The 25,826-nt window shown below is 35.3% G+C and carries 24 protein-coding genes; 14 read left to right on the top strand and 10 right to left on the bottom strand.

Going from position 1 to position 25,826, the window contains the following annotated elements; translation table 11 throughout:
• Positions 1-61 precede the first annotated feature (61 nt).
• The 3 genes from folD (at position 62) to AC5LXV_RS12890 (ending at position 2,219) form a co-directional block, all read left to right on the top strand.
• A complete protein-coding gene (gene folD, locus AC5LXV_RS12900) occupies positions 62-913 on the top strand; it encodes a bifunctional methylenetetrahydrofolate dehydrogenase/methenyltetrahydrofolate cyclohydrolase FolD (RefSeq protein ID WP_493466685.1) in 852 nt (283 codons plus the stop codon).
• A gap of 69 nt (positions 914-982) precedes the next feature.
• Entirely contained in the window at positions 983-1,474 is a 492-nt protein-coding gene (ppiB, locus tag AC5LXV_RS12895) for a peptidylprolyl isomerase B (RefSeq protein WP_034882953.1), read from the top strand.
• On the top strand, positions 1,467-2,219 hold the full coding sequence (locus AC5LXV_RS12890) for a UDP-2,3-diacylglucosamine diphosphatase (RefSeq protein ID WP_493466684.1): 753 nt from the start codon (positions 1,467-1,469) through the stop codon (positions 2,217-2,219). Before ppiB ends, AC5LXV_RS12890 begins: the two co-directional genes overlap by 8 nt.
• Here AC5LXV_RS12890 and modC read toward each other — a convergent pair.
• Genes modC through modA form a run of 3 tightly spaced genes read right to left on the bottom strand, consistent with a single transcriptional unit; the run spans position 2,198 to position 4,338 of the window.
• Positions 2,198-2,878, bottom strand: a complete 681-nt coding sequence (gene modC, locus AC5LXV_RS12885) for a molybdenum ABC transporter ATP-binding protein (protein WP_493466683.1) — start codon at positions 2,876-2,878, stop codon at positions 2,198-2,200. The two genes, AC5LXV_RS12890 and modC, sit on opposite strands and share 22 nt — an antisense overlap.
• Complete coding sequence (gene modB / locus AC5LXV_RS12880; RefSeq protein ID WP_493466682.1) at positions 2,878-3,573, bottom strand: molybdate ABC transporter permease subunit; 696 nt, start codon at positions 3,571-3,573, stop codon at positions 2,878-2,880. The genes modC and modB overlap by 1 nt, the downstream gene beginning before the upstream one ends.
• Positions 3,574-3,585: 12 nt before the next feature.
• The gene (modA, locus tag AC5LXV_RS12875; protein WP_110433039.1) at positions 3,586-4,338 is read right to left on the bottom strand and encodes a molybdate ABC transporter substrate-binding protein; all 753 of its coding nucleotides are present in this window, start codon (positions 4,336-4,338) and stop codon (positions 3,586-3,588) included.
• 202 nt (positions 4,339-4,540) lie between these two features.
• Here modA and AC5LXV_RS12870 point away from each other — a divergent pair, with 202 nt between their 5' ends.
• The 9 genes from AC5LXV_RS12870 to amtB all read left to right on the top strand — a co-directional run bounded on the left by AC5LXV_RS12870 (position 4,541) and on the right by amtB (position 14,660).
• On the top strand, positions 4,541-5,317 hold the full coding sequence (locus tag AC5LXV_RS12870; protein ID WP_493466681.1) for a TOBE domain-containing protein: 777 nt from the start codon (positions 4,541-4,543) through the stop codon (positions 5,315-5,317).
• Positions 5,318-5,335: 18 nt separating this feature from the next.
• A complete protein-coding gene (modF, locus tag AC5LXV_RS12865) occupies positions 5,336-6,796 on the top strand; it encodes a molybdate ABC transporter ATP-binding protein ModF (protein WP_493466680.1) in 1,461 nt (486 codons plus the stop codon).
• 396 nt (positions 6,797-7,192) lie between these two features.
• Complete coding sequence (gene uvrB / locus AC5LXV_RS12860) at positions 7,193-9,196, top strand: excinuclease ABC subunit UvrB (protein WP_110433042.1); 2,004 nt, start codon at positions 7,193-7,195, stop codon at positions 9,194-9,196.
• 24 nt (positions 9,197-9,220) lie between these two features.
• Complete coding sequence (locus AC5LXV_RS12855; RefSeq protein ID WP_493466679.1) at positions 9,221-9,571, top strand: RidA family protein; 351 nt, start codon at positions 9,221-9,223, stop codon at positions 9,569-9,571.
• Positions 9,572-9,724: 153 nt separating this feature from the next.
• Positions 9,725-10,225 carry a 5-(carboxyamino)imidazole ribonucleotide mutase gene (purE, locus tag AC5LXV_RS12850; RefSeq protein ID WP_493466678.1) on the top strand — a complete coding sequence of 167 codons (501 nt, stop codon included), beginning with the start codon at positions 9,725-9,727 and terminating at the stop codon, positions 10,223-10,225.
• A 7-nt stretch (positions 10,226-10,232) separates the two neighbouring features.
• On the top strand, positions 10,233-11,291 hold the full coding sequence (gene purK / locus AC5LXV_RS12845) for a 5-(carboxyamino)imidazole ribonucleotide synthase (RefSeq protein ID WP_493468002.1): 1,059 nt from the start codon (positions 10,233-10,235) through the stop codon (positions 11,289-11,291).
• Between the two features lie 24 nt (positions 11,292-11,315).
• Complete coding sequence (gene dgt, locus AC5LXV_RS12840) at positions 11,316-12,794, top strand: dGTPase (protein WP_110433045.1); 1,479 nt, start codon at positions 11,316-11,318, stop codon at positions 12,792-12,794.
• A 226-nt stretch (positions 12,795-13,020) separates the two neighbouring features.
• Positions 13,021-13,359, top strand: coding sequence for a P-II family nitrogen regulator (gene glnK, locus AC5LXV_RS12835; RefSeq protein WP_034882964.1), 339 nt, complete (start codon positions 13,021-13,023; stop codon positions 13,357-13,359).
• A 20-nt stretch (positions 13,360-13,379) separates the two neighbouring features.
• The gene (gene amtB, locus AC5LXV_RS12830) at positions 13,380-14,660 is read left to right on the top strand and encodes an ammonium transporter AmtB (protein ID WP_493466677.1); all 1,281 of its coding nucleotides are present in this window, start codon (positions 13,380-13,382) and stop codon (positions 14,658-14,660) included.
• 109 nt (positions 14,661-14,769) lie between these two features.
• On the opposite strand, the gene AC5LXV_RS12825 is transcribed toward amtB, so the two are convergent.
• On the bottom strand, positions 14,770-15,246 hold the full coding sequence (locus AC5LXV_RS12825) for a hypothetical protein (protein ID WP_493451268.1): 477 nt from the start codon (positions 15,244-15,246) through the stop codon (positions 14,770-14,772).
• A 1,090-nt stretch (positions 15,247-16,336) separates the two neighbouring features.
• Here AC5LXV_RS12825 and dsdC point away from each other — a divergent pair.
• Positions 16,337-17,275, top strand: coding sequence for a DNA-binding transcriptional regulator DsdC (gene dsdC / locus AC5LXV_RS12820; RefSeq protein WP_493466676.1), 939 nt, complete (start codon positions 16,337-16,339; stop codon positions 17,273-17,275).
• 58 nt (positions 17,276-17,333) lie between these two features.
• Here dsdC and AC5LXV_RS12815 read toward each other — a convergent pair whose 3' ends face one another.
• The 4 genes from AC5LXV_RS12815 to fdhD form a co-directional block, all read right to left on the bottom strand.
• Positions 17,334-18,233, bottom strand: a complete 900-nt coding sequence (locus AC5LXV_RS12815; RefSeq protein WP_110433530.1) for an EamA family transporter — start codon at positions 18,231-18,233, stop codon at positions 17,334-17,336.
• Positions 18,234-18,404: 171 nt separating this feature from the next.
• Positions 18,405-19,631: a nucleoside permease gene (locus tag AC5LXV_RS12810; RefSeq protein ID WP_493466675.1), complete on the bottom strand. Its 1,227-nt coding sequence runs from the start codon at positions 19,629-19,631 to the stop codon at positions 18,405-18,407.
• 54 nt (positions 19,632-19,685) lie between these two features.
• Complete coding sequence (locus tag AC5LXV_RS12805) at positions 19,686-20,504, bottom strand: purine-nucleoside phosphorylase (RefSeq protein ID WP_493466674.1); 819 nt, start codon at positions 20,502-20,504, stop codon at positions 19,686-19,688.
• A gap of 243 nt (positions 20,505-20,747) precedes the next feature.
• Entirely contained in the window at positions 20,748-21,557 is an 810-nt protein-coding gene (gene fdhD, locus AC5LXV_RS12800) for a formate dehydrogenase accessory sulfurtransferase FdhD (protein WP_493466673.1), read from the bottom strand.
• 186 nt (positions 21,558-21,743) lie between these two features.
• Between fdhD and AC5LXV_RS12795 the strand changes: the two genes are divergently transcribed.
• The gene (locus AC5LXV_RS12795; RefSeq protein ID WP_110433052.1) at positions 21,744-22,274 is read left to right on the top strand and encodes a DedA family protein; all 531 of its coding nucleotides are present in this window, start codon (positions 21,744-21,746) and stop codon (positions 22,272-22,274) included.
• On the opposite strand, the gene mscM is transcribed toward AC5LXV_RS12795, so the two are convergent.
• Both mscM and asd read right to left on the bottom strand, forming a co-directional pair.
• Positions 22,271-24,889, bottom strand: a complete 2,619-nt coding sequence (mscM, locus tag AC5LXV_RS12790) for a miniconductance mechanosensitive channel MscM (RefSeq protein ID WP_493466672.1) — start codon at positions 24,887-24,889, stop codon at positions 22,271-22,273. The genes AC5LXV_RS12795 and mscM overlap by 4 nt on opposite strands.
• A 4-nt stretch (positions 24,890-24,893) precedes the next feature.
• Entirely contained in the window at positions 24,894-25,742 is an 849-nt protein-coding gene (asd, locus tag AC5LXV_RS12785; protein ID WP_493466671.1) for an archaetidylserine decarboxylase, read from the bottom strand.
• Between the last annotated feature and the right edge of the window lie 84 nt (positions 25,743-25,826).

The raw sequence follows: 25,826 nt of genomic DNA, 5'->3' as shown, positions 1-25,826 counted from the left end.
CAATAAAAACTTTTGCGAGAATACCTCATTCACAATGAATAGGTAAAAGAAGTAATCGCTTATGATTGCAAAAATAATTGATGGTAAAGCGTTAGCACAACAAATACGTAACGAAATTACCAAAAAGGTAGTATCTCGTACTGAACAAGGTTTATCACTACCGGGATTAGCTGTTATACAAGTCGGCTCTGATCCGGCTTCTAAAATTTATGTTAAAAATAAGCAGAAAGCTTGTGATGATGTGGGATTTGCTTCTTTTGCTTATGATTATCCTTCCTCAACTACAGAGGAACTATTAGCGTTAATTGATGAATTGAATCAACGTGCTGACGTACATGGTATCTTAGTTCAGCTTCCTCTACCGGATAACATTGATAAGACAAAAGTACTAGAGCGTATCGATCCGCGTAAAGATGTTGATGGCTTTCATCCTTATAACATTGGCCACTTATTACAACGCGATCCAATTTTACGCCCATGTACACCTTATGGTGTGGTTAAAATGTTAGAATCAACAGGTATTAATTTATCCGGCTTGAATGCCACTGTTGTTGGTGCATCGAGTATTGTTGGTCGACCAATGGCATTAGAATTACTGCTATTAGGCTGTACTACGACAATAACTCATAGCCGAACTGTTGATTTAGAAAAACATGTTCGTAATGCTGATATTGTTGTTGCTGGTGTTGGAATTCCTAATTACGTTAAAGGGGAATGGATAAAACCCGGTGCCATCGTGATTGATGTTGGTATAAACCGTTTACCTGATGGCAAACTCGTTGGTGATGTTGAATTCGACGTTGCTAGCCAATATGCAGGCTGGATCACCCCTGTTCCCGGTGGTGTAGGCCCAATGACCGTTGCAATGTTAATGAGCAATACATTAGAAGCATGTGAAAGATTTAGTGAGTAAGCCATTATTAAAATGGCTTATTTTTCTAAAAATTTTATGTATTAATAAAATGATAATAAGGAACATTTTATGATTATATTTCATACTTCTTTAGGTGATATTAAGATCAATACTTTTGATGACAAAGCTCCAGAAACCGTCAAAAACTTTATTGAATATTGCCAAGAAGGTTTTTATGACAATACCATTTTTCACCGAGTGATCGATAATTTTATGATCCAAGGTGGTGGATTTGAGCCTGGTATGAACCAGAAAAAAACTAAAGCTCCAATTAAAAATGAGGCTGCTAATGGTTTAAAAAATAGTCGTGGTACTTTAGCTATGGCGCGTACAACCGATCCACATTCTGCGACTGCTCAATTTTTTATCAATGTTGTGGATAACGATTATTTAAATTATCGTTCTTCTGATATCAATGGCTTTGGTTACTGTGTGTTTGCAGAAGTGGTAGATGGTATGGATGTGGTTGATAAGATCAAAGCGGTCAAAACTGGACGTAACGGGATGCATTCTGATGTGCCAGTCGAAGATGTTATTGTTAAGAGTGTGACGGTTGAATAATCCTGTTCGCTTTTTTATCGCCGATATTCATCTCGGTGAAAATGAGCCTGCTGCACATCACTTTGATATTACAGCAGGCTTTTTATCTTTCCTTGAACAACTACCTAATCAATGTGAACTCTATATTCTAGGCGATTTGTTTGATTATTGGGTAGGGGATGATGTTCGTTCAACACTACACAATCAAATTTCAGACGCTTTAAATGCGTTATCCTCAAGGCAAATTAAAAAGTTTTTTGTTCACGGTAATCGTGATTTTCTGATTGGCAAGCAGTACGCTAAGCGGTGTGATATGACGCTATTAGGGGATATAAATTGTTTAGCAAATCAGGATAAAAACATTGTTTTTTTACATGGTGATCTGCTTTGTATTGATGATCCTCAATATCAAAAATTTCGAAAAATCATGCATAAAAAGTGGTTACAAAAGTTATTTTTATTAATGCCACTGTTTATTCGCTTAAAAATCGCTAGCAAATTACGACAAGAGAGTAGTCAGCATAATCAAATAAAATCTGAAACTATCATGGATGTAAACCAACAAGCGGTGATTGATATGATGATTAAGCATAATGCCAATATTATGGTTCATGGGCATACCCATAAACCGGCTACCCATCATCTTATCATTAATGGTGAATCAGTAACCAGATTGGTACTTGGTGCTTGGCATGATGGGGTTAGCTATATAAAACAAGAAGAGAATAGTGCTACATTAAAGCTCTATAACCACTCTTTTAAGTAATTACTTTGTAATATTTGCTCGGTCGAGCCATAGTCGATTAATTTTCCCTGCTCCAATACGGCTACATGCTGTGCGATACGTTTTACCTCATTAATATTATGAGTGACATAGATAATGGGTATATTCAAATCACTCACAAGCTTATCAATATAATATAACAACTCCTTTTTACGAGGCATATCTAAAGCTGATAAAGGTTCATCCATCAGTAATAATTGGGGATTAGTTAATAAAGCTCGACCAATGGCAACACGCTGTTTTTCACCACCTGATAGCATAACGGGATAACGATTAAGGAGGGATCCGATATTAAGCACTGTTACAATCTCATCAAATCTTTCAGAATTTAGCGATTTTGCCCCATAAGTTAAGTTTTTAATCACTCTATAATGTGGGAAGAGGAGTGCATCTTGAAAAACGGTACCAATTTGTCTTTTTTCTGGTGCAATACAAAGATGTTTTTCGGTATTTACTAATGTTTTTTGATTTAGATTAATATAACCAATATCAGGTTTAATCAAACCATTAATAAGATTAATGAGAGTTGATTTTCCTGAACCAGAAACCCCAAGAATAGCCGTTACACCTTGGCAATTAATTTCATGCTTAAATTCAAAAACAAACGAAGCAAGTTCTTTGCTTACATTAATATTCAACATTATTTCAATCCAGTTAATTTCTTTTTATGCCAGCGATTTAACATTTCCGAAAGGAACAAGGCGACTAACGATAAAATAATGGAAACAATACAAAGCCGTAATGCCGCTGACTCACCGTTTGGGATCTGTAATAGGGTATACATCGCTAACGGTAGGGTACGTGTTTCACCTTGAATATTTGATACAAAGGTAATTGTAGCGCCAAATTCACCTAAGCAACGAGCAAAACCGAGTACGATTCCCATTAAAATCCCCGGAAAAGCTAACGGTAAAGTGATTGTCATAAAGACCCGAAATGGCTTAGCCCCAAGGGTTCGAGCTACGTTTTCTAATCGGCAATCAATGGACTCAATCGCTAATCGGATCGATCGCACCATAAGGGGGAAGGCAACCACCGCAGAAGCTAACGCGGCACCTTGCCAATTGAAGCTAAAACTTAAATGAAAGCACTTATCTAACCATTCACCAATAAAACCATGGCGTCCCATGGTTAAAAGTAATAGATAACCTAAAACCACAGGAGGCAATACTAAAGGGAGATGAACAATACTATCAAAGAGTGATTTGCCAATAAATTGACATCTCGCTAAAATCCAAGCGGTCAAAATTCCTACTGGAAGACTGAAGATAATTGCTGCACCGGCTATTTTTAAGCTTAGCAGCAATGTTTGCCATTCAAACTCAGTTAATATCATCTTATTTAAATACTAGTCAGTTATGAATCCATATTTTTGAAAAATAGTTTTGGCTTTTTCTGAATTTAAATATTGGTAAAATTCTTTTGCATCAGCTTTGAGTAATGTAATTGGATATTCAATAGATTTAAATGTATCAGCTGGGAAGCTACCAATTATTTTCACTTTGTCACTTACTTTCGCATCAGTGCTGTACACAATACCTAAGGCTGCTTCATTGCGTTCAACTAACATTAATGCATCACGAACATTGCTTGCTGGTGCCATTTGCGGTAATAATTTATCAAATACCCCTAAATTGGTTAAAGACTCTTTAGCATAGAGACCTGCTGGAACATGGTCAGGATCACCAACCGCTAATCTTTCTCCTTTAGGTAAAATCGTTTGCCAATTGGTATTGGCATTGATTTCCACGTTTTCTAATTTAGATTGTTTAGGGGCAATTAATACCAAACCGTTTTTTAACAAATTTTGTTTATCTGTTGCAACTTTGTGTTCAATAAGGTAATCCATCCACTTTTGATCCGCTGACATAAAAATATCAGCAGGTGCACCTTGTTCAATCTGTTTGGCTAATACAGAAGATGAAGCAAATGAGAAAACAATTTCACAATCTTGATGTTCTGTTTGGTAGGAAGTTGCAATCTCTTGCATTGCATTAGTCAGTGATGCAGCTGCAAATACTGTAATTTTTTGGCTAGCAGATGTTGATAAACTAGCAAATAAAGTGGCTAAAGATAATAATACTCCAATGATTTTTTTCATTTTACTCCTCACAATCGTTATGTAATTTAATATATAGCGATGCTATCAAAATTTATTTATAAAGTACAATTAAACTTTGCAGATTCCACTACTTTTAATCAATTTTGCTGAGTACATTTTTTGAAGGAAAAGAGAAAAGCGTCTACAATAGAATGACTTTGCTACTAAAAGTAGCTTTTTTAATTAATTAAGGCATAACGTAATGCTGTCACCTGACATATTATTAACTTTGAATATCAATCAGCAATTATTTACTGATCCAAAACGAATTGACTTATTAAGAGCAATAGAACAGAGTGGTTCACTTAGTCAAGCGGCAAAGCAAATAGGGATTAGTTATAAAACAGCTTGGGATGCGATAAATGAAATCAACCAGTTAGCACCTAAACCTTTTTTAATTACCGCAACCGGGGGTAAAAATGGCGGAGGTACCAAACTCAGTGCTTATGCGGTAAGGTTCATTCAGCTTTATGACCTATTAACCCAATTACAATATAAAGCCTTTAATATTCTAAATGATGACAATATACCGCTTGATGATATTTTAAAAATAACCGCTAAATTATCCTTACAGACTAGTGCTCGTAATCAAATCTATGGTAGCGTCTCAAGCATTGAAGCAACTCATATTGCTGGTTTGGTTAAAGTAAAATTAAATGACAATCAAACCGAATTAAAAGCGTATATTACGCAACAAAGTATTGAACGTTTAAAACTGAACATTGATAAAACGGTTCTGTTACTGATTAAAGCGCCATTAATAGAATTGAATAACTTAAATGAGAATCAGTTAATAGTTAAAGTGGAAAAAATAGTCATTGATGGTCAATTATCTGAAATTTCATTTTCATTACCGTCTGGAATAATGCTTTATGCAAGTAAAGCAACTAATGAGGTTAATCAACTAAAACTAATTGAAGGTCAACAAACGACTATATCCATTCATCCCCAGCACATCATAGTTGCGACATTAGTCTAGCTGTTTGAGGTATTATTTATGTTACAAATTAAAAATGCAGTATTTAAAATAAGTGATTTCCGCATATTTACTATTGAATCATTAACCATTAATGATGGTGATATTGTGGCTTTTGTTGGACGAAATGGAGCGGGTAAATCGGTATTAGCTAAAGCATTAGCTGGTGATCAACCGTTATTGTCAGGGGAAGTAATTAATCAATTTAAATCAATAGCCCATATTTCATTTGAACATCTACAAAAAATAATAGACGATGAATGGAAACGTAATAACACCGATATGCTTAGCGACAATGAAGATGATACCGGGCTAACGACTGCTGAAATCATTCAAGAAACGCATCAAGACGCAGAACTTTGTAAACACTTAGCGCAGCAATTTGGTATTGAACATCTCTTAGAGCGTCGTTTTAAATATCTCTCTACTGGCGAAACTCGAAAGACATTGATCTGCCGTACCTTGATGAGTCAACCAGATCTATTAATATTAGATGAACCTTTTGATGGTTTAGATGTGGCATCTCGAGCTAATTTAGCTGAAAAACTAAGCCAGTTATCTGCACAAACTATTACGATTATAATGGTATTAAATCGTTTTAATGAAATCCCACCATTTGTAAAAAATATTGGTTTACTGGCTAATTGTCAACTATTGAAATTTGGACCTAAAGACACCATATTAGATGACGTAGCCATCAAGCAACTGGCAAATTTAGAACAATTATCAAACTTTACTTTACCCGAACCGGATGAAACTCCCATTCAACTACCCGATACGTTGGACCGCATTATTTTAAATAATGGTTATGTTCAATATGATGGTAAAGCAATTATTAATGGACTAAATTGGTTAGTAAAAGCAAATGAAAATTGGCAAATAGTTGGGCCAAATGGGGCAGGAAAATCGACATTATTGAGTCTAATAACGGGTGATCATCCTCAGGGATATAGTAACGATTTGACACTGTTTGGCCGTAAACGAGGTTCTGGTGAAACAATATGGGACATTAAACGCCATATTGGTTACGTCAGTAGTAGTTTTCATCTTGATTATCGAGTTAGCTTGAGTGTAGAAAATGTATTGATATCAGGTTACTTTGATTCAATTGGCGTCTACCAAGCGATTAGTGATAAGCAGTCAAAATTAGTTAAGCAGTGGTTGCAATTACTAGATTTAACCGATTTAGCCGAAAAACCTTTTCACTCGTTATCGTGGGGGCAACAGCGATTAATACTGATTGCTAGGGCGTTAGTTAAACATCCAACTTTACTTATCTTAGATGAACCGTTACAAGGACTGGATCAGCTAAACAGAGAATTGGTCAAAAGTTGGATAGATAATTTAATTGATAAAGGTGATACGCAATTGTTGTTTGTTTCACATCATGCAGAAGATGCGCCAAAATGCATCACTCATCGATTAACATTTGTGCCTAATGAGACTGTTGGCTATCAATACAAAATAGAGAGTATTAACTAAAGTATTAGATAAAAACTATTAAAACATGACTTAAAAATAGGAATAATCGATATAAAAACTTTTTTCTAGCGGCTATTTATTAGCCTAAAACTTCAAAAAAGTTTATATTGATTATACTTAGCAAGTTATCCCCGTTGCCTGTGGATAAGTCTGTGAATAGTTAATTGAAAAGTGAGCTAACTTCAATGCCTATCAGGTTTTTATTTAATTTGATTACAAGTTAAGCATGAATGTAATTATATATATTTATCAATATGTTATCATAAATCAAGGTTCTTTTATTTACATATCTTTACATGCTTTTAACTTAACTGAACAAAAAATATAACATTTTTGAAGGTCAAGTGTTTTTGGGGATAATTTTTATTAATAGGTAAAATTTTAGGTTGCGATGTAATGAGAAAATTTAAATTATGTTCTGATTTTAAACCAGCAGGAGATCAACCTGCAGCGATTGAACGTATTAATCAAAATCTTGATGATGGAATTGCACATCAAACACTATTAGGCGTGACAGGTTCCGGTAAAACGTTTACCATGGCTAATGTTATTGCTAAGCATAATCGCCCAACTATTATTTTAGCGCCAAATAAGACTTTGGCCGCGCAATTGTATGGTGAGATGAAAGCCTTCTTTCCTGATAATGCGGTAGAATATTTTGTTTCGTATTATGATTATTATCAGCCAGAATCTTATGTGCCTTCAACTGACACATTTATAGAGAAAGATGCATCGATTAACGAACACATTGAGCAAATGCGACTGTCAGCAACTAAATCGTTATTAGAGCGTCGTGATGTAGTCATTGTTGCCTCGGTATCAGCTATTTATGGATTGGGTGCACCAGAAACCTACATGTCAATGATATTACATTTGGCAAGAGGGACTATTACTGATCAACGAGCAATCTTACAGCGTTTAGCTGAATTACAATATACTCGTAATGAGATTGGCTTTAATCGTGGTACTTTTCGGGTTCGAGGCGATGTTATTGATATTTTTCCTGCTGATTCTGATGAGCATGCTGTACGTGTTGAGCTTTTTGATGATGAAGTTGAAAGAATTGTGATATTTGATCCATTAACAGGTAATGCGATTAATGATGTGCCACGGATAACCATTTATCCAAAAACACACTATGTCACCCCAAGAAATATCATGGATAATGCGATTGTTGAAATTAAGCAAGAGCTCCAAGAGCGCCAAAGAGCCTTATTGGATAATAACCGTCTTTTAGAAGAGCAACGATTAACGCAACGAACCCTATTTGATATAGAGATGATGACTGAACTCGGCTACTGTTCAGGTATTGAGAACTACTCTCGTTATTTAGCACAGCGCAAGGCCGGTGATCCACCTGCAACATTATTTGATTATTTACCCGCTGATGGTTTATTGTTTATTGATGAATCTCATGTGGCGATCCCTCAATTGGGAGCAATGTATAATGGCGATAGATCGCGAAAATTGAATCTTGTCGAGTATGGTTTTCGGTTACCTTCAGCCTTGGATAATCGGCCATTAAAATTTGCTGAATTCGAAAATATTATGCCACAAACGATTTATGTTTCAGCAACCCCAGCTAAATATGAAATAGAAAAATCAGGTAGTGAAATTATTGAGCAAGTGGTAAGGCCAACAGGATTATTAGATCCAATCATTGAAGTTAGGCCGGTGGCAACCCAAGTCGATGATTTATTGTCTGAGATTAAATTACGCATAAATCAAGATGAACGCGTTTTAGTCACCACATTAACTAAACGTATGGCGGAAAATTTAACTGACTATTTATCTGAACATAATGTTAATGTTAAATATTTGCATTCCGATATCAACACTGTGGAACGAATGGAAATTATCCGTGATCTTCGTTTAGGTAAGATTGATGTATTAGTTGGTATTAACTTATTACGAGAAGGATTAGATATTCCAGAAGTATCATTAGTCGCGATTTTAGATGCTGACCGTGAAGGTTTTTTACGCTCGGAAAGTTCATTAATCCAAACAGTTGGCCGTGCCGCCCGCAACGTTAATGGAAAAGCAATATTGTATGCAGATAAAATTACTCCAGCCATGCAGCTGACTATTGATGAAACAGCAAGGCGTCGTAAAAAACAGGAAGATTTTAACCAAGCACATGGTATTATGCCGAAATCAGTGCGTAAAGAGATCAAAGATATTTTAGATGCAGGTTTAAGCACTAAAAAAGCCACAGCTAAAATTCAAGCGTTTGAACCAGGTGGTCAATATAATTATGTTTCAATAAAAGAGGTTCAAGCCAGAGTCAAAGAGCTTGAAGCTATGATGTATGAAGCTGCTCAAAATCTGGAGTTTGAAAAAGCGGGGGTATTACGTGATGAGATTAAAAAATTACGTTCAGATTTTATAAAAGTATCTTAATAAGAAGTTTTCAAGGAAAATAGAATGACAATAACTCGAATAGATCCGGCAGAAAGATGGTCAGAAGCGGTAATTCATAACAATGTAATTTACTACACTAGTGTACCTACTGATTTGAGCGATGATGCTTATCTTCAGACTAAAAGTGCCTTAGCTGAGATAGATCAAATTTTAGCAAGGGCAAATAGTGATAAAACTCGCATTTTAGATGCTACGTTATTTTTAGTAAATAAAAACGATTTTAGCGCCATGAACCGAGCTTGGGACGAATGGGTCGCCAAAGGAAAAGCCCCAGTTCGTTGTACCGTTAATGCGGGATTAATGAAACAAGAATATTTGGTTGAAATAAAAATCATTGCTGCAGTCAATCCATAGTATCACGCTAATCCGCCATATTTTGGCGGATTTTATTTGCTTAATCTAGCAATTTAACTTATTGATAATTAACCTTACTTCTTGCTATCCCAATCATTTAATTTTAGTGTATACTTTGGGCACTTAATATTTTATCTCTCGCTTAAATTGTCTATGCAAACTCAACCTAAAATTGCCATTGTGATGGGATCAAAAAGTGATTGGGCCACTATGCAGCACGCAGCCGATATCTTAGATACCTTAACCATCGCTTATCACGTCGAAATTGTTTCCGCACATCGAACACCAGATAAACTATTTGAATTTGCGCAAACTGCCAAATCACGAGGTTTTGATGTGATTATCGCTGGAGCAGGGGGGGCTGCGCATTTACCCGGGATGTTAGCCGCGAAAACGTTAATTCCAGTATTGGGTATTCCAGTACAAAGTGCCGCACTCAGTGGTGTGGATAGTCTTTATTCCATCGTGCAAATGCCAAAAGGTATTCCTGTAGGTACCTTAGCCATAGGTAAAGCTGGAGCGGCAAATGCCGCGTTATTAGCCGCACAAATTCTGGCATTGCATAATCAAGATATCTATCAACGTTTATCAAATTGGCGATTAAGTCAAACCGATGAAGTTTTAAATAATCCTGATCCAAGAGTCGACATCTAATATGACAATTCAAACAGTTTGTGTTTTAGGAAATGGCCAGTTAGGGCGTATGTTAAGACAGGCCGGTGAGCCTTTAGGTATTCATGTCTATCCGGTTGGTTTGGATGTTGACCCAGCAACCATTCCTTACCAAAATTCAGTTATAACAGCCGAAATAGAACGTTGGCCGCAAACACCTTTCACCCAAATATTAGCTAGCCATCCGCATTTTGTTAATCGAGATGTATTTCCGATCATTGCCGATCGTTTAAGCCAAAAACAGCTACTTGATCAACTTAATTTGCCTACGGCTAAATGGTATCCAGTTAATGATGAGCATGAGTGGTCAAGTTTTTTTGAAAAGTTAGGTGATCTGTTGATCGTTAAACGTCGAATCGGTGGTTATGATGGACGAGGTCAATGGCGCCTAACTGTTGATGATCAGATTCCAGATGAGGCTTGTCAAAATACTATTGTTGAACAAGCTATTCCTTTTGAAAAAGAGCTATCACTGGTTGGCGCAAGAAATGCTAATGGTGAGACAGTGTTTTATCCTTTGACCAATAATTTGCACCAAGATGGCATATTAAAAATGAGTGTTGCCATTCCATATGAAAATAATAGCTTACAGACAAAGGCTGAGCAGATGCTTTCAAGCATAATGCATAAGCTTAATTATGTAGGCGTTATGGCGATGGAATGTTTTGTTGTTGGTGATAACTTACTTATTAATGAATTAGCACCAAGAGTACATAATAGTGGACATTGGACACAAAATGGTGCCTCTATCAGCCAATTTGAATTGCATTTACGCGCTATCTTAGGTTTACCGCTACCTAAACCAGATGTCTTTTGTCCTGCGGTAATGGTAAATTTAATTGGCACAGATTTTAATCTCAATTGGCTATCAGTTAATTTAGCGCATCTACACTGGTATGAAAAAGAAGTTAGAGTCGGGCGTAAAGTGGGACATATCAATTTAAGTCATCAACATCGTCCAGAATTGATTGAAGCATTAAGTCAATTATCTGCTTTATTACCGACTGAATATAGTCAACCAATAACGTGGGCAATACAGAAGTTATAGCTGATTAAATCAAGAGATTGCGATATGATCGATTTTAGTAAAAAAATTAATTATCAACGCTACGCCAGTAAACAACGTGAAGCATCTGATGAATATTCTATTTTACGTTTTTTTGAAAGCGACCGTGGACGCATTCTTAATTCTGCCGCTATCAGGCGCTTACAGCAAAAAACTCAGGTATTTCCTTTAGAACGTAATTCTGTGGTTCGAACCCGACTTACTCATTCAATGGAAGTACAACAAGTTGGTCGTTATATTGTAAAAGAGATTGTCAATCGACTGAATAAATCAGGAAAATTAAAAACATTTGGCTTGGAAAATTCCGTCATGTCCATTGAAAGCCTTGTCGAAATGGCTTGCTTAATGCATGATATTGGTAATCCACCATTTGGCCATTTTGGTGAGGCGGCAATCAATCATTGGTTTGCTCAGCGTTTAGGCATTGACACCACATCAATTTACCCAGTGCTAAATATTAATGATGCTGATGATGATTCGACTAAATCTTTAAAATTAAAAATACGCCAAGATCTGGCTAATTTTGAAGGTAATGCACAAGCGATTCGATTAGTGCATACAATCTTACGGCTCAATTTAACCTACTCGCAGATTGCGTCAATTTTTAAATATTCTAAACCAGCTTATTGGTCGGATCCTATACCTGATGAATTTAATTATTTAATGAAGAAGCCTGGATATTATCTATCCGAGGAATCTTTTGTTAAAACGATGTCAGAGCAACTAGATATTCAACCTTTCCACCGCTATCCACTTACTTATATTATGGAAGCGGCCGATGATATTTCTTATTGCATTGCCGATCTTGAAGATGCAGTTGAAAAGAAAATTTTAACGGTACAACAACTTTATCATTATCTAAAAGAAGCATGGGGACCAGTTAAGAAAGGTGATCTCTTTGATGAAGTTGTCAATCGACCTTATGATAATTTGAAAAAAAATGAATTTGAAGCAATAGGTATCGACCAGTTCTTTATGTATTTGCGGGTAAATACTATAAGTCATCTGGTACCTCATGCTGCAGAACGATTTATTGAAAATATCGAAGCAATCTACCATGGCTCTTTTAATCACGCGCTACTTGAAGATCATGATGCGGAATATAAATTACTTAACATCTTCAAAACAGTAGGATTTGAACATATTTTTAACCATGAGACTGTTGAAAATGTAGAACTTCAAGGCTACCGAATTATTACAGGATTACTGGATATTTATAGCCCACTTTTAAATATGCCTACTGACGACTTCATAAAATTAGTCAAAACCGGTAATCATAAAAAATATCCTATTGAAACTCGACTCTACCATAAATTATCGGCAAAACATTGTGTGGCTTATCAACAAGCACTTGAGCAGTTAAATGATCAACAATTTAATTGTTGGGAATTTTATTATCGTTGTCGTTTGATTCAGGATTACATTAGTGGCATGACCGACCACTTTGCTTATGATGAATATCGCAAATTAATGGTAACATTCTGATTTTTAACATTACCAATAGCACCAAAAATAAGCACAAGCACCATATTGGTGCGATGATAAGGTTATTTTTTTCCTCCTAAAGCTCCGTTTCTCAACTTTTTTTAAAAAAGTAACGATCAATAAACCCTAATATTTTTAGGTATTTCAATCTAATTCAAACAATTATTAATTTTGGCACGGCCTTTGCATTATCTCGAATAACATTAATAGTTATGAGGAGTAATGGATGAAATTTGTCACTGTAGTTATCAAACCTTTTAAATTAGAAGAGGTCAGAGAGTCATTATCCAATATAGGTGTTACGGGGTTAACTGTTACTGAAGTTAAAGGTTTTGGTCGGCAAAAAGGTCATGCTGAATTGTATCGAGGTGCAGAATACAATGTTAATTTTTTGCCAAAAGTAAAAATAGAGCTAGCGATCAGTGATGAATTACTTGATGAAGTAATTAGTACTATTACTAAAGCCGCTTATACCGGAAAAATAGGCGATGGCAAAATATTTGTTACGTCGTTAGAACATGTCGTGCGAATTCGTACCGGCGAGACTGATGAGTCAGCACTATAACTATCAATAAGGATATCATTATGTTGAAAAAAATTATTTTCTCTTTAGGCTTGCTTTTAACCTGTCCGGTCTTTGCCGAAGAAGTAGCAATTGTTGATAAAGCCGATAACGGTTTTATGATGATTTGTACCGCATTAGTACTATTTATGTCTGTGCCGGGTATCGCCTTTTTTTATGGTGGCTTATTAAGATCTAAAAATGTACTCTCCATGTTATCACAAGTATTAGTGACTTTTTCATTAATAGCCGTATTATGGATTGTTTATGGCTATTCATTAGCATTTGGTGAGGGTAATTGGTTTTTCGGTAATTTTGAGCAATTTTTGTTAGTTAATGTTGGTATTACTGATATTTCAGGGTCGATTTATGAAATGATTTGGATTGCCTTTCAAGGTTCATTTGCTTGTATCACATGTTGTTTGATTTTAGGGGCTTTTGCCGAAAGAATTCGTTTTTCAGCAGTCCTGATCTTTATGGTGTTATGGTTTACTTTTTCCTATATTCCGATGGCGCATATGGTCTGGGGGGGCGGAATTCTTGGTGATGAAGGCGCATTGGATTTTGCCGGTGGTACTGTGGTGCATATTAATGCTGCTGTTGCAGGTCTATTAGGTGCTTACTTGCTTAAAAGCCGTATTGGTTATAACCGTGAGCCGTTAAAACCATTCAACTTACCGTATGTTTATCTGGGTGCAGCAATATTATACATTGGTTGGTTTGGCTTCAATGCCGGATCTTCAACCCACGCGGACGAAATTGCTGGCCTCGCATTTATTAATACAGTGGCAGCAACAGCAGCAGCGGTACTCTCTTGGACTATAGCTGAATGGTTATTACGTGGTAAACCATCATGTTTAGGCGCAGCTTCAGGCGTGATTGCTGGCTTAGTTGGTATAACACCGGCAGCAGGTTTTGTTGGCGTCGGCGGTGCGATGTTAATTGGTCTTATTTGTGGATTTGCCGGTGTTTGGGGAGTTTCATCTTTAAAAAGAATTTTAAAAGTCGATGATACCTGTGATGTATTTGGTGTTCATGGTGTGTGTGGTATTGTAGGTTGTTTATTAACTGGAGTATTTGCATCTGAGTCATTAGGTGGAACCGGCTATGCCGATGGTATCACAATGGTGAGTCAAGTAGGTATACAGTTAATGAGTGTCATTACTTGTGTAGTTTGGACGGCAATTATTGCTTATATTGCGTATAAAATTGCCGATCTAAGTGTTGGATTGCGAGTATCTGAAGAGTATGAACGTGAAGGTCTTGATATTAACAGCCATGGTGAAAGTGCTTTCAATAATTAAGTAAGAACTGTTAATTTAGACATATCATTGTTAAAAATTATGCATAAAAAAATCTACAGTAGGTGAGTACTGTAGATTTTTGACTTATTAATTATTGTTAAGTTTTTTTCTAGTCATCCCATAGCATAATTGCATTATCTTGGGTCAGGACTAAAGGTGGAGCAAAAAGGTACTCTTTAAATTTCGTTGGTAATAATTGTACATTGTTCAAATTAAACTGTATTTCAGGATAAAACTTGGCAAATTCCTTTAAACGGACATTAAGTAACTCCATCACTCGATGTGATTCTTTAGCGATTAACAGTTCCTCTTTTAACATACAAATCTGTTTCTTATGATGCTCTGACTCATATATCTCTGGAAAAACAAATGAAAAACCTGATTTATTATTGGTATAGTTATCATTATGATGTTCCCTATATTCAGAATGGTGAAGTTTTAATCCCTTGATACGTAACCCAATAATCTCATCAATATGATCAGTATAATCATTTAAAGTTGAATCTAGATAAGCTAAGGTATTGTGTTCAGGAATTGCATCATTACTGTGCACTAAGGTAAATAATGGCTTTTTATATGTCTTCATTCTGTAACTTCCTTTTAATTCAGGATAAAATAGAATAATAAATTTGACAATAAACATAAACGGCGATTTATATTGTCAAGGTATGTCTGTATAACCTAATGTTTACCCATAAAAATCAATTAAGATTTTTAATATTTTGCTATTTACGACTGACGATTAAAACTAATGGTTTTTATCGAAAACCATTTTGTTACCATTACAATAAGACTAACAGGCTAATTAATAGCATGCATTAAACCGACTATCTTTTAAGTGCCCCCCATAATGTTGTTAAAATATTAGTTATATAAAATGATTAAATATTTTAAATATAATTTAAGTTTACCATTCAGAAAGTAACCGAATAAATAAACTACTTTTTATTGGATAAAGGTAAGTTAGACTTCTTGCAACTAAACATTTATCACGCTGTTAAGCTTTTCTTTTGATAAAATATTTGTCATAGAATCTTGATTAAGATTAGGGATATATTGACACCTCAATCCAATCATTGGTTAATGTAAGTCCATTTAAGAAGTATCAAATCTTCTTGAAAATGTTGATAATAAAAGGGATAAACTCTACTACTAATTTATCTTATATCGGACTTAACTCTTTTGTTATTACTCTACTAAAAATATTTTTCAGAAAACTATTAACTTTTGATGAAGCAATCTTAATTATTCTAAAGAATAGAAAATATCTATATATATTGGTACGATTAGTGGATATTTCAATACCATTAGATAACATTACTCAATCTTTTTTTATTTTATTAAATAAAACGAATAACAAAATGTATCAACTACGGTAAAGGCATTACTTTATAGATGCAAAACTTAAAAGAATATAACTTATTTAACTTAACTTTACAAATAATATTGCAAATTTTGAATAGTTAAATACTAATGATTTTTATTATTTTTGTCTACTATTTGATAAATGATCTATTGTTAACTTTAGGTGAGCTAGATTATTGCAAAACAGTTATATGCATCATTTTAGTGAATTATTAGATAGGTTAATGGCAAAATATCTATTGGCATTATCAATAGGAATAGATTAGATTATATAATTACCATTTTATAAGATGGTTTATAGGAAATAATAAATGAACAGTGAAGATACTCTACCAAATAAAAATCATTTTATAAATCGTTACCAATTATCAAAGTTGCATACCTTTGAGTCAGCTGCTCGTCATCTATCCTTTGCATTAGCTGCAGAAGAGCTCTGCATTAGTCCTAGTGCGGTAAGTCATCAAATCAATAAACTTGAAGAAGAGCTTAATTTTAAATTATTTGAACGCTTTCATCGACGAATTACTTTGACCCATGATGGCAAGAATTTATTCACAGTGGTTAAAAAATCACTTAATATTTTGAATCAAGAAATTTTGGATATTAAAAATAAAGATGTTGCAGGTGGACTTACTATTTATTCATGCCCATCTTTTATTCAAGAGTTTTTGATTCCAAAATTATCGCAATTTACTGATTATTATCCCTATATCACTTTAAATATTATATCGGGGAATAAAGCAATCAATTTTAGTCAATATCCTATTGATTTAGCAATTTATTATGATTCATTACATTATGATGAATTAGCGTGTGAACATTTAATTAGTGAAACAATTTTACCGGTTTGTACACCAAGTTATGCTCACCAGTATAATCTTTATAACAACCCGGAAAATTTAAAAAACTGTGTCTTATTACACCATAACCACAATAAACTTTTAGATTTTGGTTTTGATGAATGGCAGTCATGGGCTAACCATTTTTCTCTATCTATTGATTTTAACAAAATACAAAATATGTTATTTGACCGCTCTGATCATTCGGTTACTGCGGCAATCAATAACGCCGGCATTGCTATAGGGAGAAAACAGATTATCGCTAAATATTTGGATTCTGGGCAACTGGTCGCCCCTTTTGCTGATTTAGAAGCTCCATGCACTCAGCGTTATTATATTTGTAAATCACTAGAAAAATATAACCCTAAAGCGGATATTTTTATTCAGTGGTTAAAAAGTTATGTACAATAAGTTTGCTAATAAAATTTAACTAATTAAGTGTGGTTCACCACACTTAATTTATTGAAGATTATTTTTTTAAATGTTTTAGATTCGGTAAGGCAATGGCAAACAAAATAATGACGACACCAATCCATTGATTTATGTAGACTGATTCTCTTAAATAGAAATAAGAGCAGGTTACCGCAACAGGCAGTTCTGCAGCCGATAAAATTGCACTTAGTGAGATACCAATTTTAGGCATACCGACGGAAAATAAAAAAGGTGGTAAAACCGTGCCCAATAAGGCTAATAAAAAACCTAGTTGATAGATTTTATCGTCAATACTAAGTTCGAAGAAGAACAGTGGCGGAAAAATAACAAAAGTTACAATACAGGCACCGGTTATCATCAAGGCACTCTTTTCTAATTTTGGTAATTCATTACCAATATTGCTACTGGTGGTAATAAAAAGTGAATACATTAATGCCGCTAAAAAACCAAAGAAACAACCTGTTAAGTTCAATTCAATAGCTTGATTAAAAATGCCTGCAGCTAAAGAGCTTCCGACAATAATCGTCACTACCGTGACTAATTGTATCGGCGTTGGTTTATTTTTAAAAATAACGAAATCAATAATCACACTAATCCATAGATATTGCATAAGCAAAATAATGGCGATTGATGCTGGCACTAACTGCACGCATTGATAATAGCAAATGCCGACTAACCCAGGAAATATTCCCACGGCACATACCTGCCATTTTTTAGTTAATGGTGTTTTATTTGCCATAGTTACCTTGCTTTTATTAAGCGTTTTTACCAGAAAATGGATCCCCCATAATATTATCATGCCTAAAAAACACTGAACACCAGTTACTTGACCAAGGGTATAACCAGATTTATAAGCAGTTTTTACAATTGAGGAGAGCACGCCAAAACTGCACGCGCCTAAAAAAACTAATAAACCACCGAAAAATTTTTCTTTCATACTTAAAATCTCATTACGTTTAAAACTATATTTTTCACCAAATAATGGCGCATAAAAAATCATAACCAATAACTTGTGGCTTTATGTCACTATTTTTTACGGTATGGTAATACTCAAAAAAACAGAGGATAACTAAGGGATAATTTATCCCTTAGTTATATTGATAAGTTGTTACTTTGTAGATTGTTTATAATTAAAGGTAAAATAAAAAACCAAACCTAAAATTAACGCGTAAGCCGCAAAAATTAACCAAATTGAGTGCCAATCTTTTAAGCCTTCATGGGTATTGAAATCAACTACAAAACCACTAATAAATGAACCAATAATTGCTCCAACGCCATTAACCATCGTCATAAATAGCCCTTGGGCACTGGCACGAATATTCGCATTTACTTCTTTTTCAATAAAAATAGAACCTGAAATATTAAAGAAGTCAAAAGCACAACCATAAACAATCATTGATAACATCAATAATACAAAACCAAATGGCGTTGGATCACCATAGGCAAAAAAGCCAAATCTCAGTGTCCAAGCTATTAAGCTTATCATTATGACCTTTTTAATGCCAAATTTTTTGAGAAAAAATGGGATTGTCAAAATGAAGGCAACTTCAGCCATTTGTGAGACAGATAATAATATCGCTGGATGTTGCACGATGATGCTATCTTGAAACTCGGGAATCTTACCAAAATCTTTCAAAAATGCGCCACCGAAGGTGTTAGTGATTTGTAATATGGCTCCAAGTAACATTGAAAAGAGAAAAAATATCGACATTACCGGTTTTTTAAATAATACAAGCGCATCTAAGCCTAAACGTGAGATCAATGATTGCTGTTGATTGCGGTTTATTTTAATGTCAGGTAAGGTTGCACTGTAGATAACCAAAATTACCGATGCACCACAAGCAATATAGAGTTGGGCATTGCTTATATCGAATTTAAGTAAGCTGATCGTCCACATGGCGATAATAAAGCCGACTGTTCCAATTACCCGAATTTTTGGAAAAACGCTAACAGAGTCTAAATGACTGTTATCTAAACAGTGATAGCTTATTGAATTAGATAAAGCAATGGTTGGCATAAATGCCATTGCATTGATAAGCATCAACCAATATAAATGATTAGGTGTGGTTGCGGAGGCTGCATAAAACAGTGCAATAGCACAAACAGCATGGCAGAGCATAAATAGATATTTCGGTGGAATAAATTTATCCGCAATAATGCCAATAATAAACGGCATGACTAATGCCGCAAAACCTTTTGTGCTATAAACTAACCCGACTTCTGCACCCGAAAAATGCAACGTATTGATTAAATAAATACCAAACGTCGTCAGCCAGCTTCCCCATATAAAATATTGGAAAAACATCATGACTTGTAATCTATGTTTCATGTTCATTATTTATATCCAAAATTAAGGAACTGCTTAGATAAAATTTAAAAAAATTACCAATTAAAAACGGGCAATTGTTTTAGTAATCAATTTTAAAAAGGTTGATTTAACACGCTCAGCTGTTTCGATCACTTCTTCATGTCCTAATGGTTGATCTAAAATGCCACAAGCCATATTAGTCAAACAAGAGATACCTATAGTTTTAATGCCAGAATGATGAGCAATAATCGCTTCAGGAACAGTTGACATGCCAACCGCATCAGCACCTAAGGTTCGGATCATTCTAATTTCTGCTGGAGTTTCATAAGTTGGACCAGTCCACCAAGCATAAACACCCTGTTGTAAAGTGATGTTCAGCTCTTTAGCCACTTCGCTAACAGTTGCGCGTAATTGTTTATTGTATACTTCGCTTACATCAAGAAAACGTACACCTAATTCTGGATTATTCGGTCCCATTAATGGGTTATTAGCGGTTAAATTAATATGATCGGTAATAATCATTAAATCACCAGGTTTAAAGCTGGTGTTTACTGCACCACAGGCATTGGTAATGATGAGTTTTTCAACACCAAGCATTTTCATCACTCGCACCGGGAAGGTAACTTGGTCTAATGAAAAACCTTCATAATAATGGAAGCGGCCTTTCATCGCGACGACTGTTTTATCACCAGATTGACCAATCACTAATTCATTCGCATGGCCAACCGCAGCTGATTTGGCAAAGTGAGGAATATTGTCATAAGGAATATGAACTGCATCTTCAAGAGTATCGGCAAAAGGGCCCAATCCAGATCCAAGTATAATCCCGATTGTCGGTTTTTTGTCGGTTTGTTGTTGAATATAGTTCACGGCTTGTTGTATATCGGCTGTTTGATGCATGACGCTATCCTTTCAAATTTTAGTAAAAGCTTAATTGATCATAATTTAGAAAAAGATCACATAATATATAATAAAAACAAAGTTGTTCTTATTTTGGGGGTATATTATGATGATCTTCGACCAATAAAGAAAGACGTGAGATGAGATATCTTAGATGAAATAAGATAATGCATTGTTTTTACTAAAATAATCAACAAATTATTTCAGTCGTTTTTTTGACTAATTTTATTGAAAAATCGCTTATTATTCGACAATACGTTCACTATTCGAATAAATAACTCCTTGAGTACCTCTAAAAAATCCCATTAATGTTAATTGGCTCTGTTTAGCTTGCTCAATTGCCATTGAAGTTGCAGCTGAAACCGCAAAGAGAATTTCCACTCCACAACGAGCCGTTTTTTGCACCATTTCATAGCTAGCTCGACTTGAAACCAGAATGATACCTTTTATATTTTGATTAAGTTTTTGTTGTAACTCGGCGCGATAACCTAATAATTTATCTAAAGCGACATGCCTACCCACATCTTCAAATCCAGCAAGAAAATTACCGTTTAAATCTAACCATACGGCAGCATGCGTACAACCAGTTTTTTCGCCTACCATCTGGACTTGGGTTAAATAATTAAGTGATTGATGAAAATCAGATAGCTGAATTTTATCGCTTAATGCCAGCGGAGGAATAAACTGACAAACTTGCTCAATCTGTTGGCTACCACAAATACCACAGCCGGTTCTACCAGTTAAATTTCGGCGTTTTTCTTTTAATTGCATAAAACGTCGCGAAGAGAGTTCAATATGCACTTCAATGCCTTGTTCACCATCGATAATATCAATGCCATAAATTTCGTTAACCGACTCGATAATATTTTCAGTTAACGAAAAACCAATAGCGAAATAATTAAGATCTTTAGGGGTTGCCATCATCACCACGTGAGAAACACCGTTATAAATTAGTGCAACTGGTCTTTCGATTGCGACAGTATCTTCTTGTAATGGTTGTAACTGACCATGTCTAAATTTATGCACATTACATTTTTCAATCCCTACAGTCATGATTTATCTCTTAGCTATTAACTGACTTAATTTTCAGTATATTAACTGAGGTTAGTATTAATAAAAAGCCTAACATGTAGACTTATTACTTTTGTTAGTTTCTACCAATGATTAGGCAGGTTAGAACTATACGGCAGTTGTTGTGTTAGAATGAGCTATTCTAAAAAGATAACAGCAAGCAAATTTATGTCATTAAATGAAATCACGCATACTATTATGCAATTTATTGAACACCATCAAGCGTGGGCATTGCCAATTATTTTTTTATTAGCATTTGGCGAATCATTGGCAATCATCTCATTATTGGTTCCTGCCACCGCAATTATATTGGCGGCTGGGGCATTGGTGGGAACAGGGGTGATCTCGTTTATTCCAGTTTTGATTGCCGCATCATTAGGTGCAATTATTGGTGATTTTCTCTCATATTGGTTAGGTAAACATTATCACCAACAGGTAATCTCTTCCTGGCCTTTAAATAAATATCCTAAAATGATATTTCGTGCAGAACAATTCTTCCAGCGATATGGTACATTCGGCGTGTTTATTGGGCGATTCTTCGGACCTTTGCGAGCAGTTGTGCCATTAATTGCTGGTGCGATGCATATGCCGACAACAAAATTCAATCTAGCTAATATTGCTTCAGCACCAATCTGGGCATTTGTATTATTGGCACCAGGTGCATTTGGAGTGCCATGGTTAGAAACCTTATTTGGTTAAATGGTACCAATGGTATAACTACGACGCCCACTTTTACGCCCCAGTGCTTCTAAATTGGTTTGTAAAGGTGGGAATGGCAACGTCAAATCATGTTGACGATAAGCATCAAGAATCAATTTATGTATTGCACTACGTAGTTTCATACGATGTCCCATTTCGGCGGCAAATAATCGCAGTTCAAATAGTTGGATACCTTCTTGAATATCAACTAAAAAGACTTGCGGTTCAGGATCGCTAAGAACATATTCACACTCCTGAGACGCTTGTTGCAATAGTTTTATCACCAATTCACTATCGGCATCAATTGTAGCGGGTATCGTTAACACAATACGAGTGATTGAGTCGGATAGCGACCAGTTTACTAATTGTTCAGTAATAAACGCTTTATTCGGCATGACAATTTCTTTTCTGTCCCAATCAACAATAGTTATTGCCCGAGTATTAATTTTGGTAATGTTACCGGTTAAGTCGCGAATGGTGACGGTATCACCAATCCTAACTGGTTTTTCAAACAAGATAATTAAACCAGAAATAAAGTTAGCAAAAATCTCTTGTAAACCAAAACCCAAACCAACACCTAATGCTGCGATTAACCATTGAATTTTCGCCCAATCAATACCAATAAACGAAAAAGCAATCATACAACCTATCATTAATATAATGTATTTAGAAACCGTTGAAATGGCATAGCCGGTACCATGTGCTAAGTCTAAATGTTGTAAAATGCCTAATTCAAGTAGCGCCGGCAAGTTTTTTACTAACTGAATCGTGATGGTCATAACTAAAATAGCAATACAGACAGAACCTAGGGTTATATATTGTTCAATCTCATTACCATTAATGATAGTACTTGTTCCCCAGAGCTTAATGTTATTCATAAAGGCAAAAGCGGAATGAAGTTCAGACCAAAGTAAAATCATACTAATTAACGCAATTAGCATAATAATTGATCGGACTAATTGTAATGACTGAGCACTAATGACATCTAAATCGATAATCGGCTCATCCACATTTTCGTTCATGGATGTGAGATCTTCTTCAATTCCTTTAGCGCGCTGCATACGTTCTAATCGGCGTTGTTTAGTTCGTTCAAATTCAATTCGTCGTTTTTGTATCCACATCCAACGGCGAATCATAAAATAAATGACTAACAAACCAAACCAGATAATGACCGAAGCCTCTAATCTTCCTAATAAGACTTCTGCTGTCGACAAATAACCTAAACAAGCAGCAATAATCGCTAACCAAGGGGCACTTAACAATGCAAACCAGAGAATATGACTTAATAAATTATCACCGGAGCCTTTTTTATCAATATAAAGTGGCACACCGGCACGATGAATTGAGTTAGTCATAAATACCAACGCAAAACAGAGAACAATAAATGCAGCTCTGCCTATAGTGGCGGCAAATTGGCGATTATTGAACTGATCAAAGCTCATCACCACCACTACTAAAGGAATTACCACCCAAACCGACAATCGATAATATTTCATGGCTTGGCGAACGTTTTGCTTTGACCAACCAAAATGAGTGATAAATAAACCGTTTTGTGAAGCAAAATGTGCAGTGATAATAAAAACCCATAAAACTGGTGCTGCGGCATTAACGCCGTAGCCTAACGCCACTGCGACCGGATAATCCCAGTTAATTTGTAGTGCAAATCCTAATGCTGCCCATAATATAGGAACGGGTAATGCCATGATTAATGAAAAAATAATTACTTTCAAGGTAAGTGCATAGCTATCTTGGGTGACTTTACCGACTCGAGTAGCAGATTTATTTAAGAAAGCATTATATTTGCCACGCATTTTGAAATGCACAAAGACAAACAATAATGAAAGTACTAAGAAAAATAGCGGTTTTGGCGCACTAAGCACTTCAACGCCAGCATTATAAAGTTGCGATAGCGTATCGATTGAAAATGTGACGTAAACTACATCCTTGACCAAATCTAACAGGAAGCTTAGTGAAATCGGATTAACATCCGCCACCCAGAAAAAGTAACGGTGTGCAGCATCATTAACTTCATCAATTGCATTGGTTAATTGCTTATTAGAAATTTTTAATTTAGTTAGCTCAAGAATAGTGGTATCAATACCCGAAATCAATGTTTTGAGTAGCTCACCTTGTTCTCTTATTAAGCGTCGATATTGACTAGCTGTTTTTAAATTATTCAAATTACCAGATAATACGGGGTAATTGTCTAAACCTGCTAAGGTATTGGAGTAATTAAGTTGTTGGACTTTGGCTTCGGCAATTTCAGCATCGAGTGGTTGGGATTTGGGTTTTTCTGGTAAGCGTAATAACTGTTGGCGCAGGGTTTCGCCTAAAGCAGTTGAAAAACTCAACCACTCGCCTTGCTCAGCAAGTGTTGCGAGTGTATTTTGAACATGTGAAATTTGCGTATTAATATTATTTTGTTCATTAACGATGCTGGTTAAATGGGCTTTTTGATACTCCATATTTTGACGCAGATCTTCATTTTTCTCATTCAGCTTAGTAATGGCTTCGGTAAGCTGGTCTTCATTATCAATGTTGAGAATTGACTCTTCAGCAAAAGCAAAGCAAGACAGGAGTAGTAATATCCCAGCCAAATAACCGCGCAACAACATAAAGTTAGATCCTTTCAGCTAATTTTTGACCTACACGAGTAACGTCACCAAGTTTAAGATGGTTATCAAATACAATTGCATTTGAAGCAAACAACGTAATTACGGTTGACCCTAATTTAAAGCAACCCATATCTTCACCTTTAGCTAATTTGACATTACCAGCATAAGTCCAACGCTTCATCACACCATCACGAGGTGGAGTAATAACACCTTCCCATTTTAATTCAATACTCCCCACGATGGTTGCCCCAACCATAATTTGCACCATTGGGCCAAATGCAGTTTCAAATAGACAAATTACCCGTTCATTTCTGGCAAAAATATTAGGTATACTTTCGGTAGTTGCTTTATTAACCGAAAATAACGATCCAGGAACATAAATCATTTCCCGCAATATACCATCGCAAGGCATATGAAAACGATGATAATTTTTCGGCGATAAATAGGTGGTCGCAAAAGATCCATTTTTAAAAAATTTAATCATATCTGGATGGCAAGCAAGCAGCGCTTCTAGTGAGTAAAAATGTCCTTTAGCTTGTAAAAGTAGATTATCCTGAATATTACCAAATTGACTAAGTACGCCATCTGCCGGCATTACGATACTATTTGCTGCGTCATCAATTGGACGCGCATCAGCTTTTAGCTCACGAGCAAAAAAGTCATTAAACGTCTTATACTCTTTAGCGTCGGTTAACTTAGCTTCGCTCAAATCGATTTTATATAATTTACAAAAACCGATAATCATCCAAGTTGTGACTCTGCCCAAACGTTTATTTGCTAACCAACCGAATAGGCTAGTTAATAACTGTTTAGGAAGAAGATACTGAATCATTGCTTTTAACTGATTTAACATAGATAGCTCTCAATTTATTTTCTAAATAAGGCATTATATCAATATTTAGTCTGAAAGTATAAACAACCCAACCTTATTCTCATT

This window comes from Gilliamella sp. LMG 34359 (assembly GCF_984569085.1).
Note: the sequence above shows the minus strand (reverse complement) of the source record. Positions and strands in the feature narration are given on the sequence as shown.

What these genes read in the sequence shown, in the direction of transcription:
- folD (WP_493466685.1), top strand. Translation starts at nt 62, where the DNA reads ATGATTGCAAAAATAATTGATGGTAAAGCGTTAGCACAACAAATACGT.
- ppiB (WP_034882953.1), top strand. Translation starts at nt 983, where the DNA reads ATGATTATATTTCATACTTCTTTAGGTGATATTAAGATCAATACTTTT.
- modC (WP_493466683.1), bottom strand. Translation starts at nt 2,878, where the DNA reads ATGTTGAATATTAATGTAAGCAAAGAACTTGCTTCGTTTGTTTTTGAA.
- modB (WP_493466682.1), bottom strand. Translation starts at nt 3,573, where the DNA reads ATGATATTAACTGAGTTTGAATGGCAAACATTGCTGCTAAGCTTAAAA.
- modA (WP_110433039.1), bottom strand. Translation starts at nt 4,338, where the DNA reads ATGAAAAAAATCATTGGAGTATTATTATCTTTAGCCACTTTATTTGCT.
- AC5LXV_RS12870 (WP_493466681.1), top strand. Translation starts at nt 4,541, where the DNA reads ATGCTGTCACCTGACATATTATTAACTTTGAATATCAATCAGCAATTA.
- modF (WP_493466680.1), top strand. Translation starts at nt 5,336, where the DNA reads ATGTTACAAATTAAAAATGCAGTATTTAAAATAAGTGATTTCCGCATA.
- uvrB (WP_110433042.1), top strand. Translation starts at nt 7,193, where the DNA reads ATGAGAAAATTTAAATTATGTTCTGATTTTAAACCAGCAGGAGATCAA.
- AC5LXV_RS12855 (WP_493466679.1), top strand. Translation starts at nt 9,221, where the DNA reads ATGACAATAACTCGAATAGATCCGGCAGAAAGATGGTCAGAAGCGGTA.
- purE (WP_493466678.1), top strand. Translation starts at nt 9,725, where the DNA reads ATGCAAACTCAACCTAAAATTGCCATTGTGATGGGATCAAAAAGTGAT.
- dgt (WP_110433045.1), top strand. Translation starts at nt 11,316, where the DNA reads ATGATCGATTTTAGTAAAAAAATTAATTATCAACGCTACGCCAGTAAA.
- glnK (WP_034882964.1), top strand. Translation starts at nt 13,021, where the DNA reads ATGAAATTTGTCACTGTAGTTATCAAACCTTTTAAATTAGAAGAGGTC.
- amtB (WP_493466677.1), top strand. Translation starts at nt 13,380, where the DNA reads ATGTTGAAAAAAATTATTTTCTCTTTAGGCTTGCTTTTAACCTGTCCG.
- AC5LXV_RS12825 (WP_493451268.1), bottom strand. Translation starts at nt 15,246, where the DNA reads ATGAAGACATATAAAAAGCCATTATTTACCTTAGTGCACAGTAATGAT.
- dsdC (WP_493466676.1), top strand. Translation starts at nt 16,337, where the DNA reads ATGAACAGTGAAGATACTCTACCAAATAAAAATCATTTTATAAATCGT.
- AC5LXV_RS12815 (WP_110433530.1), bottom strand. Translation starts at nt 18,233, where the DNA reads ATGAAAGAAAAATTTTTCGGTGGTTTATTAGTTTTTTTAGGCGCGTGC.
- AC5LXV_RS12810 (WP_493466675.1), bottom strand. Translation starts at nt 19,631, where the DNA reads ATGAACATGAAACATAGATTACAAGTCATGATGTTTTTCCAATATTTT.
- AC5LXV_RS12805 (WP_493466674.1), bottom strand. Translation starts at nt 20,504, where the DNA reads ATGCATCAAACAGCCGATATACAACAAGCCGTGAACTATATTCAACAA.
- fdhD (WP_493466673.1), bottom strand. Translation starts at nt 21,557, where the DNA reads ATGACTGTAGGGATTGAAAAATGTAATGTGCATAAATTTAGACATGGT.
- AC5LXV_RS12795 (WP_110433052.1), top strand. Translation starts at nt 21,744, where the DNA reads ATGTCATTAAATGAAATCACGCATACTATTATGCAATTTATTGAACAC.
- mscM (WP_493466672.1), bottom strand. Translation starts at nt 24,889, where the DNA reads ATGTTGTTGCGCGGTTATTTGGCTGGGATATTACTACTCCTGTCTTGC.
- asd (WP_493466671.1), bottom strand. Translation starts at nt 25,742, where the DNA reads ATGTTAAATCAGTTAAAAGCAATGATTCAGTATCTTCTTCCTAAACAG.